The organism is Mycolicibacterium brisbanense, assembly GCF_001570425.1.
Classification (GTDB): Bacteria; Actinomycetota; Actinomycetes; order Mycobacteriales; family Mycobacteriaceae; genus Mycobacterium; species Mycobacterium brisbanense.
The window spans coordinates 151519-167049 of record NZ_BCSX01000024.1 but is presented as its reverse complement, the minus strand read 5'-3'; the positions used below and the strand labels follow the sequence as shown (position 1 = coordinate 167049).

Annotated in this window: 16 protein-coding genes; 7 read left to right on the top strand and 9 right to left on the bottom strand. The window is 67.0% G+C overall.

The window, feature by feature from the left end; genetic code table 11:
- Window positions 1-2: 2 nt before the first annotated feature.
- The 5 genes from RMCB_RS13540 to RMCB_RS13520 are packed head-to-tail and all read right to left on the bottom strand — an operon-like array spanning window position 3 to window position 5867.
- Entirely contained in the window at window positions 3-1148 is a 1146-nt protein-coding gene (locus RMCB_RS13540) for an LLM class flavin-dependent oxidoreductase (RefSeq protein WP_029371313.1), read from the bottom strand.
- Between the two features lie 45 nt (window positions 1149-1193).
- Window positions 1194-2153, bottom strand: a complete 960-nt coding sequence (locus tag RMCB_RS13535; RefSeq protein ID WP_072278468.1) for an o-succinylbenzoate synthase — start codon at window positions 2151-2153, stop codon at window positions 1194-1196.
- Window positions 2154-2168: 15 nt separating this feature from the next.
- The gene (locus RMCB_RS13530) at window positions 2169-3728 is read right to left on the bottom strand and encodes a long-chain-fatty-acid--CoA ligase (protein ID WP_029371310.1); all 1560 of its coding nucleotides are present in this window, start codon (window positions 3726-3728) and stop codon (window positions 2169-2171) included.
- Between the two features lie 29 nt (window positions 3729-3757).
- On the bottom strand, window positions 3758-5374 hold the full coding sequence (locus RMCB_RS13525; protein WP_062829175.1) for an amidohydrolase: 1617 nt from the start codon (window positions 5372-5374) through the stop codon (window positions 3758-3760).
- Window positions 5375-5411: 37 nt separating this feature from the next.
- Window positions 5412-5867, bottom strand: coding sequence for an SRPBCC family protein (locus RMCB_RS13520; RefSeq protein ID WP_062829174.1), 456 nt, complete (start codon window positions 5865-5867; stop codon window positions 5412-5414).
- Between the two features lie 144 nt (window positions 5868-6011).
- On the opposite strand from RMCB_RS13520, the gene RMCB_RS13515 reads away from it, so the two are divergent.
- On the top strand, window positions 6012-6470 hold the full coding sequence (locus RMCB_RS13515; RefSeq protein ID WP_029371307.1) for a YciI family protein: 459 nt from the start codon (window positions 6012-6014) through the stop codon (window positions 6468-6470).
- 50 nt (window positions 6471-6520) lie between these two features.
- Here the strand turns inward: RMCB_RS13515 and RMCB_RS13510 are convergent, their stop codons facing one another.
- Window positions 6521-6760 (bottom strand): hypothetical protein, encoded by a 240-nt coding sequence (locus RMCB_RS13510; protein WP_062829173.1) that lies wholly within the window; start codon window positions 6758-6760, stop codon window positions 6521-6523.
- A 151-nt stretch (window positions 6761-6911) separates the two neighbouring features.
- Here RMCB_RS13510 and fadD8 point away from each other — a divergent pair, with 151 nt between their 5' ends.
- The 5 genes from fadD8 (at window position 6912) to RMCB_RS13485 (ending at window position 12286) form a co-directional block, all read left to right on the top strand.
- The gene (fadD8, locus tag RMCB_RS13505) at window positions 6912-8510 is read left to right on the top strand and encodes a fatty-acid--CoA ligase FadD8 (RefSeq protein WP_062829172.1); all 1599 of its coding nucleotides are present in this window, start codon (window positions 6912-6914) and stop codon (window positions 8508-8510) included.
- 135 nt (window positions 8511-8645) lie between these two features.
- Complete coding sequence (locus RMCB_RS13500) at window positions 8646-9887, top strand: RNA polymerase sigma factor (protein ID WP_062829522.1); 1242 nt, start codon at window positions 8646-8648, stop codon at window positions 9885-9887.
- Complete coding sequence (locus RMCB_RS13495) at window positions 9884-11122, top strand: GNAT family N-acetyltransferase (RefSeq protein ID WP_062829171.1); 1239 nt, start codon at window positions 9884-9886, stop codon at window positions 11120-11122. The genes RMCB_RS13500 and RMCB_RS13495 overlap by 4 nt, the downstream gene beginning before the upstream one ends.
- A gap of 15 nt (window positions 11123-11137) precedes the next feature.
- Window positions 11138-11827 (top strand): HAD family hydrolase, encoded by a 690-nt coding sequence (locus RMCB_RS13490; RefSeq protein WP_062829170.1) that lies wholly within the window; start codon window positions 11138-11140, stop codon window positions 11825-11827.
- Between the two features lie 9 nt (window positions 11828-11836).
- The gene (locus RMCB_RS13485; RefSeq protein ID WP_062829169.1) at window positions 11837-12286 is read left to right on the top strand and encodes a nitroreductase family deazaflavin-dependent oxidoreductase; all 450 of its coding nucleotides are present in this window, start codon (window positions 11837-11839) and stop codon (window positions 12284-12286) included.
- A gap of 9 nt (window positions 12287-12295) precedes the next feature.
- On the opposite strand, the gene RMCB_RS13480 is transcribed toward RMCB_RS13485, so the two are convergent.
- Window positions 12296-12571 carry a hypothetical protein gene (locus RMCB_RS13480; RefSeq protein ID WP_029371296.1) on the bottom strand — a complete coding sequence of 92 codons (276 nt, stop codon included), beginning with the start codon at window positions 12569-12571 and terminating at the stop codon, window positions 12296-12298.
- Between the two features lie 90 nt (window positions 12572-12661).
- On the opposite strand from RMCB_RS13480, the gene RMCB_RS13475 reads away from it, so the two are divergent.
- Window positions 12662-13591 carry a 1,4-dihydroxy-2-naphthoyl-CoA synthase gene (locus RMCB_RS13475; protein WP_029371294.1) on the top strand — a complete coding sequence of 310 codons (930 nt, stop codon included), beginning with the start codon at window positions 12662-12664 and terminating at the stop codon, window positions 13589-13591.
- Between the two features lie 10 nt (window positions 13592-13601).
- Here the strand turns inward: RMCB_RS13475 and RMCB_RS13470 are convergent, their stop codons facing one another.
- Complete coding sequence (locus RMCB_RS13470; protein ID WP_062829168.1) at window positions 13602-14348, bottom strand: SDR family oxidoreductase; 747 nt, start codon at window positions 14346-14348, stop codon at window positions 13602-13604.
- Between the two features lie 6 nt (window positions 14349-14354).
- Complete coding sequence (locus tag RMCB_RS13465; protein ID WP_062829167.1) at window positions 14355-15398, bottom strand: alpha/beta fold hydrolase; 1044 nt, start codon at window positions 15396-15398, stop codon at window positions 14355-14357.
- Window positions 15399-15531: the final 133 nt, after the last annotated feature.

Below are 15531 nucleotides of genomic sequence, written 5' to 3'. Positions count from 1 at the left end.
TCCTAGAGTTTCTTGAGCTTGCGGACGACGGAGTAGAACAGACGCTGTGCCGCAAGCCCTTTGCGCAGGCTGGGCTGCAGAACAGTGCTGTTGAGCACGACGATGTAGCGAACCCCGCTGTCGCGCCACTGCGCTGCCCGATCCATGATCTCGGCCGGAGTTCCGATCAGTCCCATCTCGCGCATTACACCCGTCGGGATGCCTTTGATGTGGGACAACACTGTTTCCTCGTCCCATTCCTGGGGCAGGACATCCTGTGCACCAGCGAATCCGACGCCCAACGGATGCTGCGCACCGTGGCGCGCGAAGAACTCATCGGAGGCGAGCAGCGCACCGGCCCGCACGATCTCGGATTCGAGCACGTCGTCCACTTCGGCTCGGGTCGGTGCCGTGAAGACCGAGAGTGCCACCGCAGGCGTGATCGACATCGGGTCACGACCGGCATCCGAAGCCGCCGACCGCACCGCATCGAGGCGCTGCGCATACTCCTGCGGTGTGTGCGGAAACGCGGGGAAGTAGCCGTCGGCGTAGCGTCCGACTGTCCGCAACATCCGCGGACCGTGCGCGGCGATCCAGATCGGCGGCCACTTTCCGCGGTACGCCGGTAGGTCGAAGATCGCGTTGCGCAACGGGAAGAACGGCGAATCCCGGTTCACGAGTTCGCCTTTGGAATCCCACAAGGCTCGGATGGTGGCCATTGCCTCTTCGAACCGTGCGACCGGCTTCGACCAGTCCACCCCGTAGGGCTCGTTGCCCTCACGCTCACCGGAGCCGACGCCCAAGATGAACCGCCCCCTCGTGAGCAGGTTCATCGTCGCCGCGGCCTGCGCGGTGACCGCCGGATTGCGTCGGCCGGAGTCGGTGACCCCGACGCCCAGCCGCAGCCGGCCGACCCGATTGCGCGCCGCGAGATTGCCCAACATGGTCCACGGTTCCAGATAGGCGTCGACGGACGGCAGGAGTTTCGCACCGCCGCAGTACTTCGGCTGCCACAGGGCCCGCGGAAACAGACTGTTGAGATGGTCAGGCAACCAGAAGGAGTCGATTCCGGTGGCAACGGCACTCAGATAGCCGGCCCGGGTGAAGCTGTCCGCCGCGGGGCGGGAAGCGACGGCCGGATCGAGAAGGCCCACACGCATGCCAGACATTGCACGAGTGTCGAACGACCTGGCCGGGTTCCCTAGAGTAAGCGTCTACTCGAATAGCAGCGGATAGCAGGCCCGCACGCGGTCGATCCACCATTGCTGCCGGTCCGGCGCCGCAGCGAGCGCGGCGAGCCGATCCGGCTCCGGCACGACGGGGCCGACCGGCAGAAACCCGTCGGTGGGAACCGCGGGTGCGACCACGTCCTCGACGAACAGCCCGCCGGTGCCCAGCCCGCAGGCGTGCTGCAACTCCGGCAGCGCCGCGGCCGCCAGGAGCCCGCGGCTGATCCCGACCGCGGAATCCAGCGCGCTGGACACCACGATCGGGATGTCGATCTGCGCGGCGATCTCCAGCATCCGCGATACGCCGCCCAGCGGCGCCACCTTGAGCACCGCCACGTCAGCGGCCCCGGCCCGTACCACCCGCAGCGGATCCTCCGCCTTGCGGATCGACTCGTCGGCGGCGATCGGCACGTCGATCATGCTGCGCAGCGCTGCCAGCTCTTCGACTGTGGCACAGGGCTGTTCGATGTACTCCAGGTCACCATCGGCGCTCAGAGCGGCTGCGGCGTCGACCGCCTCGGACACGGTCCAGCCGGCGTTGGCGTCGACCCGCACGGTCGGTACGCGTTCGCGTACGGCGTTGACGCGCGCGACGTCGTCGGCCAGGGACTGGCCGGCCTCGGCCACCTTGACCTTGGCGGTCCGCGCGCCGGGGAAGCGGTCGAGCACCTCGGGTACCCGGGCGGCGTCGACTGCCGGGACGGTCGCGTTGATCGGCACCCGGTCGCGCAGCACCGGCGGGGCCGGCCGGTAGGCGGCCTCGATCGCCGAGCCCAGCCACGCCGCGGCCTCGGGCGGCTGGTATTCGACGAACGCGCCGAACTCACCCCAGCCGGCCGGTCCGTCGATCAGCGCAAGCTCGCGAACCGTGATGCCACGGAACCGGACCCGCATGGGCAGGGAGACCACATGCAGCCGCTCCAGCAGATCATCGAGTGAAGGCACGCCTCACATGCTGCCTCACACGGTGGCGCGGTCGTGCCCCTCCCAGTGCGGCTTGCGCAGATCTTTCTTCATGATCTTGCCGGTGGGGTTGCGCGGCAGCGCCTCCATGAAGTCGACGGTCTTGGGGCACTTGTAGGCGGCCAGCCGCTCGCGCGCCCACGCGATCAGATCGGCCTCTGAGGCTTCGCCCTCGACGGCGACGACGGCCTTGACGGCCTCACCCCACTTCTCGTCGGGCACGCCGAAGACCGCGACCTCGGTGACAGCGGGGTGCTCGGCCAGCACCCGCTCGACCTCGATCGAGTAGATGTTCTCGCCGCCGGAGATGATCATGTCCTTGAGCCGGTCCTCGACGAACACATATCCGTCGGCGTCGATACGGCCGATGTCGCCGGTGCGGAACCAGCCGTCGGCCGTGATGGCCTCAGCGGTGGCCTCCGGCTTGTTGTGATAGCCCTTCATCAATTGCGGTGTGCGGAACCACAATTCACCCTGCGAGCCGGCGGGGACGTCTTCTAGGGTATCGGGGTCGACGACCCGCACCTCGGCCTGCGGGATGAGCTTGCCCGCACTGACCATGCGCTCCTCGTCACCCGAACGGTGATCCTCGGGCATCAGCCGGGTGACCACACCGCACACCTCGGTGAGCCCGTACACCTGGATGAACTCGGTCTCGGGCCAGGCCTGCAGCGCCTGGCGCAGCAGCGGCAGCGGCATGGGCGACGCGCCGTACGCGTAGGTCTTCAAGCCGCCGAACAACTGCACGGCTTCCGGACCGGTGTCGAGCACCTTGGCCAGCACCGCGGGCACCAGGAAAGTCCGATTGGCGCCGGCCAGGATGCCGCCGGCCAGCGCCATGCCGTCGACGTCGCGGGTCATGTAGCTCGGGATGCCGTTGTGCAGGCCGTACTGCATGTATGACGTCCCACCGACGTGGAACAGGGGCATCGCCACGAGGTTCTTGTCGTCCGGCTCGGCGACCCAGCTGTCGAACGCGTTGATGGTGTGGGCGATGACGTTGGCCTGGGTCAGCGCCACGCCCTTCGGCCGGCCCGTGGTGCCCGAGGAGTACATGATGATGCAGACGTCGTCGCTCTGGACGTCCGCGGCGCGGCCCTGCGGGGTCGCCGCCGCCAGCATCGCCTCGTACTCGTCGTCGCCCTCAGGTTTGACCTCGATGATCTCGCCGACATTCGGCAGCTTGTCCCGGATGGCCTCGACACCCGGCTTCAGCTCGGCCCCCACGAACAAGACCTTCGCCCCGGAATCGTTGAGGACATAGTCCATTTCGTCGGCCGCGAGCCGGAAGTTGATGATGGCCGTGGCCGCGCCCAGCGATGCCGCGGCGAGCACCACCTCGGCACACGCCGGATGGTTCTTGTCCAGGAACGCGACGACGTCGCCGCGCTTGATGCCCTTGGCGCTCAGCGCACCGGCAGCCCGGCGGATGCGGTCATACCATTGCGACCACGTCCACGTCCGGCTCAGATAGGTGATGGCCTCTTCATCGGGTTTGGTCGCCGCCCAGTGCGCCACCCGCTCGTCGAGAAACTTCGGTGTCGGCAAATCAGACATGAGGTGAGCGTGCCATGGCACGCTCACCGTCAACCGGCTTTCGGGTAAACCTGGCGACCGGCCAGATAGGTGGCGCGTACCTCCAGGTCGGCGACGGCTTCGGCCGGTACCGTCAGCGGGTTCGCCGACACCACCACCAGGTCGGCGTACTTGCCGACCTCCAGCGAACCGATCACGTTGTCGGCGAACAATTGCCACGCCGCATCGATGGTTTGCGCCCGGATCCCCTGCTCGACGGTCAGCCGCTCCTCGGGCCCGAGCACGCGGCCGCTGGGAGCGGTGCGGGTGGCCGCGACGCTGATGTTGCGCAGCGGTTCCTCCGGGGTGACCGGCGGATCGTTGTGCAGCGAGATCCGCATGCCGGTGGCAACGGCCGAACCGCACGGCATCCACGTCTCACCGCGCTCGGGGCCGAACAACCCGTCGACGATCACGTCACCCCAGTAGTGCAACTGGTCGACGAAGATGCTGGCCGTCACGCCCAGATCGTGGGCGCGCTGCAACTGCGCGGGAGTGATGGCGCCGACGTGTTCCAGCCGCAGCCGGTGGTCGTCACGCGGGTGGGCCCGCAGGGCCTCTTCGTAGACGTCGAGGATGGTGTCCACGCCTCTGTCGCCGTGCACGTGACAGGACATCTGCCAGCCCTTGGGGTAGAAGGTGCCGACGATCTCGGCGAGTTGCTCTTTTGTGTAGTTGGCGTGCCCGCAAGATCCGGGCACCACGCCGATGGTCCGGGTGGCGTCGGTGTCGAGGTACGGGAAGGTGAGGTCGATGTTGCCGATCCACGGTGATCCGTCGACCCAGATCTTGATCCCGACCTGACGCACCAGATCGTCCCCGTCGAACGGGCTGGCGTCCGTGTGCAATTCGGCGGTCGACATCTCGTAGGTGCGCAGCCGCACGGTCAGCTGATCGTGCATGCCGGCCAGCAGCGGCCGGAACATCGGGTCGAACGCCATCTCCGAGCAGGTCGTCAGGCCGGCCCGGTTGAGCCGCGCGCATTCGGCCAGCAGCATGGCGGGATAGTCGTGCGGATGGATGGCGCCGCCCAGCAACGGGAACACCGCGGCGGATTCCTCTGCGGTGCCGTCGAGATCGCCGTTGGCGTCGTGGCCGTACTTGGCGCCCTTGGGATCGGGGGTGTCCCGCGTGAGTCCCGCGGCCTGCGCCGCCGCGGTGTTGAAATACGCCTTGTGCCCGGAGTTGTGCATGATGACCAGCGGGGTGTCGGCCACGCTGTCGAGCCAGGCCAGGTTCGGTTCGGGTAAGCCCTTCTGCAGCAACGGATCCCAACCGTTGAGGTAGGCCCCGTCGGCCCCGCGCTTGGCGACCTCAGCGTGGATGGCGGCCACCACGTCGTCGGCGTTGCGCAGGGTCACCGGCCGGATGTCGACCATCCGATCCGACAGCGCCACCGCCTCCATCAACGGATGCCCGTGCGCTTCGACGAAGCCTGGCAACACGCAGCCGTCGACCTCACGGACATCGGTTTCGGCGCCGACCCAGGCCTGCACATCGGCACGGCCGCCGACCGCCACGATCCTGCCATCGCGCACGGCGAGCGCCTCGGCGGTCGGTCGATCGGGGTCGACGGTGACGATGTTGCCGAAGATGACGAGGTCGGCGGACTGCGTCGGGCTGGCCATAGCGTGGATGCTAAGCCGTCAGAACGCCGGTGGGCGGCTACTCGCCGCCAACGGCGAGGTCGATCTTGCGCATCAGCATCGTCCAGCCCCGCGCGGTCTGCTCGACCCACTGCGCGTATCGCTCATCCATGCTGTGCACGATCGTCGCCTCACATCCTTGCGGTAGCGGCGAAAGCGTCAGTCTCACAACGGAACTGTCCTCGCGCTCCTCGTCCTCGGAGGTGAACCAGGTGAACTCCAACGTCGCCGGCCGGTCGATCTCGCGGTAGTAGCCCCAGTGCACCGCCTCCTGCTGCTCCCGCTGATCCGAGAACGTGAAGCGGCCGCCGACTCGTGGGTCGGTCTCGACCCGCCGGACGTCGAAGCCCGGGTTGTCGTCGATCGGCTGGCTCAACCACGCCCGTACGTCGGCCGGGTTCAGCCACGCGTCGAACACCCGCTCGGCAGGTGCGGAAAATTGGTGGGCCGCGATGGCCTGGACCAGTTCGGTCATACGGCTTCCTTCCGGTGCTCTCCCCGTCGTCGAAAATCTTTCAAGAAATTTCTCCCGCCGTGTCGATTCCGCGGGGTGCCGTTCGACGTGTCAACGAGGGCACGATAAGCGAGCCCCTTCCCTACTCCAGAAGGAGACACGACAATGTCGCGCTACATGCTGATCATGCGGTCCACCCCCGAGGCCGAGGCCGCGATGGCGGAGCTGAACATCGACTTCAACGAGATCATCGCGGCGATGGGCCGCTACAACGAGGAGCTCATCAAAGCCGGCGTGCTGCTGGCCGGCGAGGGTCTGGCCGGACCGGAAGAGGGCTTCGTCGTCGACTTCAACGCCGACCCACCGGTGGTGACCGACGGCCCGTACGCCGAGGCCAAGGAGCTGTTCAACGGTTTCTGGATTCTCGACGTGTCCTCGAAGGAAGAGGCGCGGCAGTGGGCCGTGAAGTGCCCGCTGGGCAAGGGCGTCAAGCTCGAGGTGCGCCGAGTCCATGACACCGAGGAATTCCCGCAGGACAACGAATGGGTGCAGAAGGAAATCCAGTGGAAGGCCGAGCTCGCCGAGAAGCTTGCCGTCGAAGCGCGTAAGGCCGCCAACCGCTGACGACGGTCCCACGGTCCCCGGCGGGCGAGATCACCGCCGGGGACCGGACGTCACAACCGGCACGGTCCGCCCAGTTCGGCCGCGTGTGGCACCAGCGGCAACGGGCGCTGGTACACATCGTCGGTCGGCAGGAACATCGGACTGTGCGTGTCGAATCTGCACTGCGCGGCGGCCTGCGCGGGCTCGGCCGATCCGACCACGCCGAATGCGGCCGCCATGAGGGCACCGAAGACCACCAGCAGCGCGGTCGAGCGTGGCCCGGGCAGTGGATTCGTGAATGGGTGTGCCATGACAAACCTCCTCCGATGGCCTGTCACCGATGTCGGATAACTGGCACATTACGAAGATCCACCTGCACAAACGCGCGTAGTGCACTACCCCAATCGACGGATTGGCCCATCCCTCTCGGAGATTTCTGGAACACGTTCTAGTCTGGACGGCATGAGTGACCTGCTGCGCCATCCCCTGCACTCCGGCCACCTCACCGTCGGCGCCCTCAAGCGCAACAAGGACAAGCCGGTCCTGTTCCTCGGCGACACCACCTTGACCGGTGGCCAGCTCGCCGACCGCATCAGCCAATACATCCAGGCCTTCGAGGCGCTCGGTGCCGGCACCGGCGCGGCCGTCGGGCTGCTGTCGCTGAACCGCCCCGAGGTGCTGATGATCATCGGCGCCGGCCAGACACAGGGCTACCGGCGCACCGCCCTGCACCCACTGGGGTCCCTCGACGACCACGCCTACGTGCTGGCCGACGCCGAGGTCACCTCGCTGATCATCGACCCGACCCCGGCCTTCGTCGAACGCGCACTCGGCCTGCTGGACAAGGTGCCTTCGCTGCGCCAGGTGCTCACCATCGGCCCGGTGCCCGCCGAACTGGAGGGCATGGCCGTCGACCTGGCCGCCGAGGCCGCCAAGTACAGCCCGCAGCCGCTGGTCGCCGCCGACCTGGCACCCGACCACATCGGCGGGCTCACCTACACCGGCGGCACCACCGGCAAGCCCAAGGGCGTCATCGGCACCGTGCAGTCCATCAGCACCATGACCACCATCCAGCTCGCCGAGTGGGAATGGCCCGAGAACCCGCGCTTCCTGATGTGCACGCCGCTGTCGCATGCCGGGGCCGCGTTCTTCGTGCCGACCGTCGTCAAGGGCGGTGAGCTGATCGTGCTGACGAAGTTCGACCCGGCCGAGGTGCTGCGGGTCATCGAGGAACAGAAGATCACCGCGACCATGCTGGTGCCGTCGATGATCTACGCACTGATGGATCACCCGGATTCGCACACCCGCGATCTGTCGTCGCTGCAGACCGTGTACTACGGCGCGTCGGCGATGAACCCGGTGCGTTTGAAGGAGGCGATCCGGCGATTCGGCCCCATCTTCGCGCAGTACTACGGACAGTCCGAGGCCCCGATGGTCATCACGTACCTGTCGAAGAAGGACCACGACGAGAAGCGGCTCACCTCATGCGGGCGGCCCACGCTGTTCGCGCGGACCGCGCTGCTGGACGCCGACGGCAATCGCGTGCCCCAGGGCGAGGTCGGCGAGATCTGTGTGTCCGGGCCGCTGCTGTCGGGCGGGTACTGGAAGCTGCCGGAGGCGACCGCCGAAACCTTCAGGGACGGCTGGATGCACACCGGCGACCTGGCCCGTGAAGACGAGGACGGTTTCTGGTACATCGTCGACCGGACCAAGGACATGATCGTCACCGGCGGCTTCAACGTATTCCCCCGCGAAGTGGAAGACGTTGTCGCCGAACATCCTTCAGTGGCCCAGGTGTGCGTGATCGGAACTCCCGACGAGAAGTGGGGCGAAGCGGTGACGGCCGTGGTGGTGCTGCGGCCCGATGCCGCTTCCGACGACACAGCCGTGGCGACGATGACCGCCGAGATCCAGGCCGCGGTCAAGGAACGCAAGGGTTCCGTGCAATCGCCCAAACAGGTGATCGTGGTGGACTCCGTGCCGGTGACGGCGCTGGGCAAGCCGGACAAGAAGGCGGTGCGGGCGCAGTTCTGGGCAGGTGCCGAACGGTCGGTGGGCTGAGTTTTCACGCGAGTCCCCTGCGCGAGCAGACGCAAAGGTCCCGGTTTTGCGGCGTGTCGGGGCACCTCCACGTCTGCTCGGCACAATGGGGAGGTGGCTGAGGATCTGCGGGACACTGTCGACGCGGTGTGGCGCATGGAGGCCGCCAAGATCGTCGCGACGCTGACGCGTGCGGTCGGCGACGTCGGCCTGGCCGAGGACATGGCGGCCGACGCGCTTCTCGACGCGCTGACACAGTGGCCGCAGACCGGGGTGCCACGCAATCCCGGCGCCTGGCTCACGACGGTGGCCAAGCGCAAGGCGATCGACCACTTCCGCCGCCAGGAGAACCTGGACACCAAGTACGCGGTGCTGGCCCGTGAACTCGCCGACCACGTCGACGAAGCGTGGGACCCCGACCGTATCGACGACGACGTGCTGCGGCTCATCTTCATCGCGGCCCATCCCCTGTTGTCGCGGGAAGCGCAGATCGCCCTGACCCTGCGGGTGATCGGCGGTCTGAGCACCGAGGAGATCGCCAAGGCCTTCCTGACGTCGAAGGCGACCATGGCGGCGCGGATCACCCGCGCCAAGAAGGCGCTTGCCGGCGTGCCGTTCGAAGTGCCCGACCGTGCCGAGTTCGGTGCGCGGCTGGCCGCCGTGCTCGGCGTGATCTACCTGGTGTTCAACGAGGGCTACGCGGCGTCATCGGGTCAGCGCTGGATCCGGGACGAATTGTGCAGTGAGGCACTGCGACTGGGCCGGGTGCTGGCTGCGCTCGCCCCGGACGAACCCGAAGTACAGGGGCTGGTGGCGTTGATGGAATTCCAATCGTCGCGGTTCGCCGCCCGCACCGACGCCGACGGTAACCCCGTGCTTCTGGAGGATCAGGACCGCACCCGCTGGGACCGCGCCCAGATCCACCGCGGCATCGACCGGCTGGAGCGCGCCAAAGAGTCTGCCCGGCAACGAGGTTGGGGTCCGTACGCATTGCAGGCCGCATTGGCCGAATGCCATGCCGTCGCACCCACCGCCGCCGACACCGACTGGGCCCGCATCGTGTCGATCTACGACGCACTGCTCCAGATCACACCGTCGCCCGTGGTGGAACTGAACAGGGCGGTGGCAGTGGCGATGCGCGACGGGCCCGCTGCCGCGCTGCCGATCGTGGACGGGATCACCGGGTTGGACGACTCGTACCTGTTGCCGAGCGTACGTGGGGAGCTGCTGTCGCGGCTAGGCCGCGATGCCGAGGCCGCAACCGAATTCGAGCGGGCCGCGGCCATGACGGCCAACGAACGCGAACGCGCTGTGCTGCTGGAGAAGGCGGCAGGTGCTGACGCGCCGAAATATTCAGGTGCCCCGGACACTCCCGGTGCGGTAAGCAGAACCATGTGACTGAACTGATCCTGCGCGCAACCACCGACGACGAAGACTTCCGAGAGTTCATGTCCGCGTCATACGGGGTGTTCCTGCAAGACCCCCGGATGGACGAGATCGATCTGATCCGCGAGTTCACCGACCTCGACCGGATGTTCGGGTTTCACGACGGGCAGCGGTGGGCGTCGACGGCGGGGGCGTTCTCCCGGGACGTGGTGCTGCCCGGAGGCGTCACCGCGCCGGTGGCCGCCGTCACGGTCGTCACCGTCTCGCCCAGCCATCGCCGTCGCGGTCTGCTGACGGCGATGATGCGCCATCAACTCGACGACATCCGAACCCGCGGCGAGGCGCTCGCCATCTTGTTCGCCTCAGAAGCGTTGATCTACGGGCGTTTTGGCTACGGCATGGCATGCTCCAGCGCCACGTTGAAGGGGCAGGTACGTGAGCTCGCGTTCCGCCCGGACGTCGACCTCGGCGACGGCTCGGTGACGGCAGTCGATGCCGAAACGCTGCTGAGCGTCGCACCGGACATCTACCGACAAGCGGTCGCGCACAAGACCGGTCAGATGGCCAGAACCCGTCCCTGGTGGGATGCCTGGATCCACGACAACGAGGAGCGCCAGAAGGAATCCGGCAAGATCCGCTTCGCGGTGCACCACGACGCCGACGGCACCGTCAGCGGATTCGCCATCTACCGCCCCAAATCGCACTGGGCAGACACCGGACAGCCAGCTGCCGAATTGCATGTCCAGGAGGTGCGGGCGACGCATCACCGCGCGTACGCCCGGCTCTGGCGGTACCTGTTGGACATGGATCTGGTGCGCAGCGTCACCTTCTACGGCGCCGCCGTGGACGAACCGCTGCGATACCTGGTGGCCGACCAGCGCGCGTTGCAATGCGACGTGAGCGACGGTATCTACGTGCGGTTGGTGGACGTCGCCCGCGCGTTGACGTTGCGCCGTTACGCCGCGCCGATCGACGTCGTACTCGAGGTGACCGACGAGTTCTGCCCCTGGAACACCGGCCGGTTCCGGTTGCGCGGCGGTCCCGACGGCGCAGAATGCGAAACCACCACGGATCCAGCCGATATCGCCATCACCGCGCGCGATCTCGGGGCCATCTACCTGGGTGGCGTCAGCCTGCAGTCCTTGACCGCGGCCGGATTGGCCGTCGAGCTCACCGAGGGATCGGCGCAGCGGGCCGCGGTCGGCTTCGGCTGGCCGACCGCTCCCAGCGTGCCCGACGACTTCTAGTCGCCGGCTGGCACGATGGTTCGCATGGTGCATGCGGTGATGTTCGACTTTTCGGGAACTCTGTTTCGCCTTGAGGAGGACGACAGCTGGTTCGCGGGGATGGCCGTCGACGAGCACGAGGTCGACGGCCATGTGCAGGCGGAGTTGATGCGCCGCCTCACCGCGCCCACCGGGCGGTCGGTGGAGATGTCCGACGAGCAGTACCACGCGTGGGTGAACCGCGACCTGGCCCCGCATCTGCACCGCGAGGCCTACCTGCACGTGCTGCGCGAGTCGGGACTCGCCGATCACCACGCCGAGTCGCTGTATGACCGGGTCATCGACCCGGCCAGCTGGACGGCCTACCCCGACACCGCCGATGTCCTGAAAAACCTTAAATCACAAGGTATCCGGACGGCCGTGGTGTCCAACATCGCGTTCGACGTGCGGCCGGCGTTCGCTTCCGCCGGCGCCGACGCCTACGTCGACGAGTTCGTGCTGTCCTTCGAGGTGGGCGCGATCAAGCCCGACGCAGCGATCTTCGCCGCCGCACTGGACAAGCTCGGGGTGGCCGCCACCGACGCCCTGATGGTCGGCGACAGCGAAGAAGCCGACGGCGGCGCGCGGGCACTGGGGTGCCAGTTCGCGCTGGTCGACCCGTTGCCCACCGCCGAGCGACCCGACGGGCTGCGTTCGGCCCTGACCCGCTTCGGAATCTCCACCTAGTGTGGGGTCATGGCTGACGAACGCATCCGGCCACCGTGGTGGCTCAAGTACGTCAACAAAGTGATGATCGGACTCAACAAGCTCGGCGTCGGCGGCGACAACGGCCCGGTCGTACTGACCGTGACCGGCCGAAAGACAGGCAAGCCACGTACGACTCCGGTGACCCCGATGACCGTCGACGGCGAGCGCTACATCGTGGCCGGCCTACCTGGAGGGGACTGGGCCGCCAACGCACGCGCCGCCGGCGAGGCGACCATCAACCAGGGCCGCCGCGCCCAGCGCGTGCGCATGGTCGAGATCCCCGCCGACCAGGCCCGCCCGCTCCTGCGGCAGTTCCCCATCCTGGTGCCCACCGGCGTCGGGTTCATGAAGAACGCCGGGTTGGTCACCGGGCCGAACCCCGACGAGTTCGAAGCCCTCGCCGGCCGCTGCGCGGTATTTCGGCTCGACCCGGTGTGATCCCGTGCGTCAGAGGTGCGGCGCCTCCTTGATCTTGCTGTCCTGCTTGCCGGCCGTCTGACAGAACGTCTGCACCGACACCTTGGTCCCGGTGATCTCCAGCTGGGCCGCGTCGGTGCCCTTCTCGTCCTTGAGCATCTTTGCCACGGCGTCGTTCTGGGTCTTCTCGTCCGCACCCAGGTAGTCCTTGCAACTGGTGTCGCCGCCGGTGGCAGCCGGCGAGCAGCCGACCAACATCACACCGGCGACCAGGCCAGAGAACAACATGCCTGCCGAGCGTTTCATCGCAGCCCTTTCTGTCCGCGCACAAGACACGCGCACCGTGCTTCATACCCGTGGCCCGCACCGGTCAAACCCCGCTCTACAGTCGAGCGGGTGAGCTCTGATTCCAGCGCAGCCAACCCGTTCGACCCCGCGGCGTGGGAGCCGGTCGCCGGTTTCGGCGACCTGACCGACATCACCTACCACCGGCATGTCGTCGACGGGGCCAAGCAGCCGACGGTCCGCATCGCATTCGACCGGCCCGAGGTGCGCAACGCATTCCGCCCGCACACCGTCGACGAGCTGTACCGGGTGCTCGACCATGCCCGCATGTCGTCGGATGTCGGCGTGATCCTGCTGACCGGCAACGGCCCGTCGCCCAAGGACGGCGGATGGGCGTTCTGCTCCGGCGGCGATCAGCGCATCCGGGGGCGCACCGGCTACCAGTACGCATCGGGGGAAACCGCCGAGACCGTGGACCCGGCCCGCGCCGGACGACTGCACATCCTGGAGGTGCAGCGCCTGATCAGGTTCATGCCCAAGGTGGTGATCTGTCTGGTCAACGGCTGGGCCGCCGGCGGCGGGCACAGCCTGCACGTCACCTGCGATCTGACACTCGCCAGCCGTGAGCATGCGCGGTTCAAGCAGACCGACGCCGATGTCGGCAGTTTCGACGGCGGGTTCGGCAGTGCCTACCTGGCGCGCCAGACCGGGCAGAAATTCGCCCGCGAGATCTTCTTCCTGGGCCGCACGTACGACGCCGAGACCATGCATCAGATGGGCGCGGTGAACGACGTGGTCGACCATGCCGATCTGGAAACCGTCGGCCTGCAGTGGGCAGCCGAGATCAACGGCAAGTCACCGCAGGCCATCCGGATGCTCAAGTTCGGGTTCAACCTGATCGACGACGGACTCGTCGGCCAACAGGTATTCGCCGGGGAGGCAACCCGTTTGGCCTACATGACCGACGAGGCCGTGGAGGGCCGTGACGCCTTCTTGGAGAAGCGCGACCCGGACTGGAGCGCGTTTCCCCGATACTTCTGATACCGCGGAATCACCCACGGCCCGCGTACGGCATGGCGCGGGCCATCACCGTGATGGACGGGACGGACACCTCCAGCGGCAGATCGACGATATGGCCGATGGCACGCGCCACGTGGTCGACGTCGAAAGTCGGCTCCGCCGCGAGGCTTCCATCGGCCTGCAGGGTCTGCTGACTGAACCCCGCCGTCATGTCGGTGGCGGCGTTGCCGATGTCGATCTGCGTGACACAGATGTCGATATCGCGCAGATCCAACATCATTGACGCGGTCAGCCCGGTCATGGCGTGTTTGCTGACGGTGTAGGCCAGGCTCTTGGGTCGAGGTCGGTGCGCGGATATCGACCCGTTGTTGATGATGCGTCCACCGCGCGGGTCTTGCGCCGTCATGACCCGGGCGGCTTCACGCGCGCAGAACACCGCGCCGTCGACATTGGTGCGCCAGACGCTGTGCCACTGCTCGTCGTCGATGTCGACGATCGACGCCGCCGGCCCGAACACTCCTGCGTTGTTGAACAACACATCGACCCGCCCGAACTCCGACACCGCGTCGGCGAACAGCGCCCGCACCGAGGCCGAGTCGGTCACGTCGGTCGTCACCACCCGCGCGTTCGGCCTGCCGTCGGCAGTCTCGTCCAGCGGCTCAGGCCTGCGTCCGGCCAGCACCACCTGATGCCCGGCGTCCAGCAGCACCCGCGCCGTCGCCCTGCCGATACCACTGCCCGCCCCGGTGATCACCACAACTTTGTCCACGAGATCGATTGTTGCTCAGGGCGTGTACCCCGGCCTGGCCAGCAGATCCCGAATCCCCGCATCGATGAAGTCGGTGTCCGTGGGATTCACCCCACCCCCGGCGAAGTGACCCCAGATGCCGGGAATGACCCGCACTTCGCCCTGTGGGATGAACTGACTCGCCCACTGCTCGTCTTCGGGCGGGAAGTACAGATCTTTTTCGGCAGGCATCGCCAGCAGCGGACACTTGATGGACGCCAGCGCCTTCTCCACGTCACCGCCGAACCCCGGTGTATTACCGACGTTTCCGCTGTGCCACGTCCGCAGCATCGCGATGAGATTGTTCGGATCGCGTCCGTCGCGGAAGAAGTTCTCCCAGAAGCCGTACAGGAAATCATCGAACGACGTGAAGCCGAGCTCGCGCCATGCTTCCTGCCAGTAGAACGCCTGCGAGTAGCCCCAGCCCGAGTACACCCGGGCAAAAGCGCGTAATCCCTTGACCGGCAGCCGGTCCGGTGAGTAGTCGCCGTCGGCCCACACCGCGTCCGCCGTCAGGGCGAAGATCAACGACTCGAGGAACACCTTGTTGTGTGGCGCGGTGATGCTCGACCCGCAGAACGGCGCGGCGCGCTGGACCATCTCGGGATGACTCACCGCCCACTGGTAGGTCTGCCCGGCACCCATGGACCATCCGGTGACGAGCGCGATGGTCGATATCCCGAAGTTCTGCGTGACGAGTTTGTGCTGCGCCTCCACCTGGTCGTAGAACGTCACAGCGGGAAAGCGGGCCCGGTCATACGGGGCCGGAGTGTTCGACGGCGAGGACGACAGCCCGTTGCCGAGCATGTTGGGCACGATGATGAACCACTCGTCGGGGTTGAGCGCCTTGTCGGTGCCGATGAGCCATTCGTTGTCGGTGTGCCACCCCGAATACCAAGTGGGGTAGACGATCACGTTGGACTTGTCCGAGTTCAGCGTGCCGTAGGTCTTGTACGCGAGCGTCGTGTTGCGCAGCGTGAAGCCGCTCTGCAGGGTGAAGTCGCCAAGGTCGAAATACTCGGCATCGGTGGGCGCTGGCACGATGTGGTTCCTTCCGGTCTGTCGTTGAGTCGGGACGCGCACAACAGGATTGACGTTTGACAACGGCGGCGTAGGCACCGTCCGGGTGTCACCGGACAGTTATTTCCAAATGGGAATAACAGGCTTGAACCTA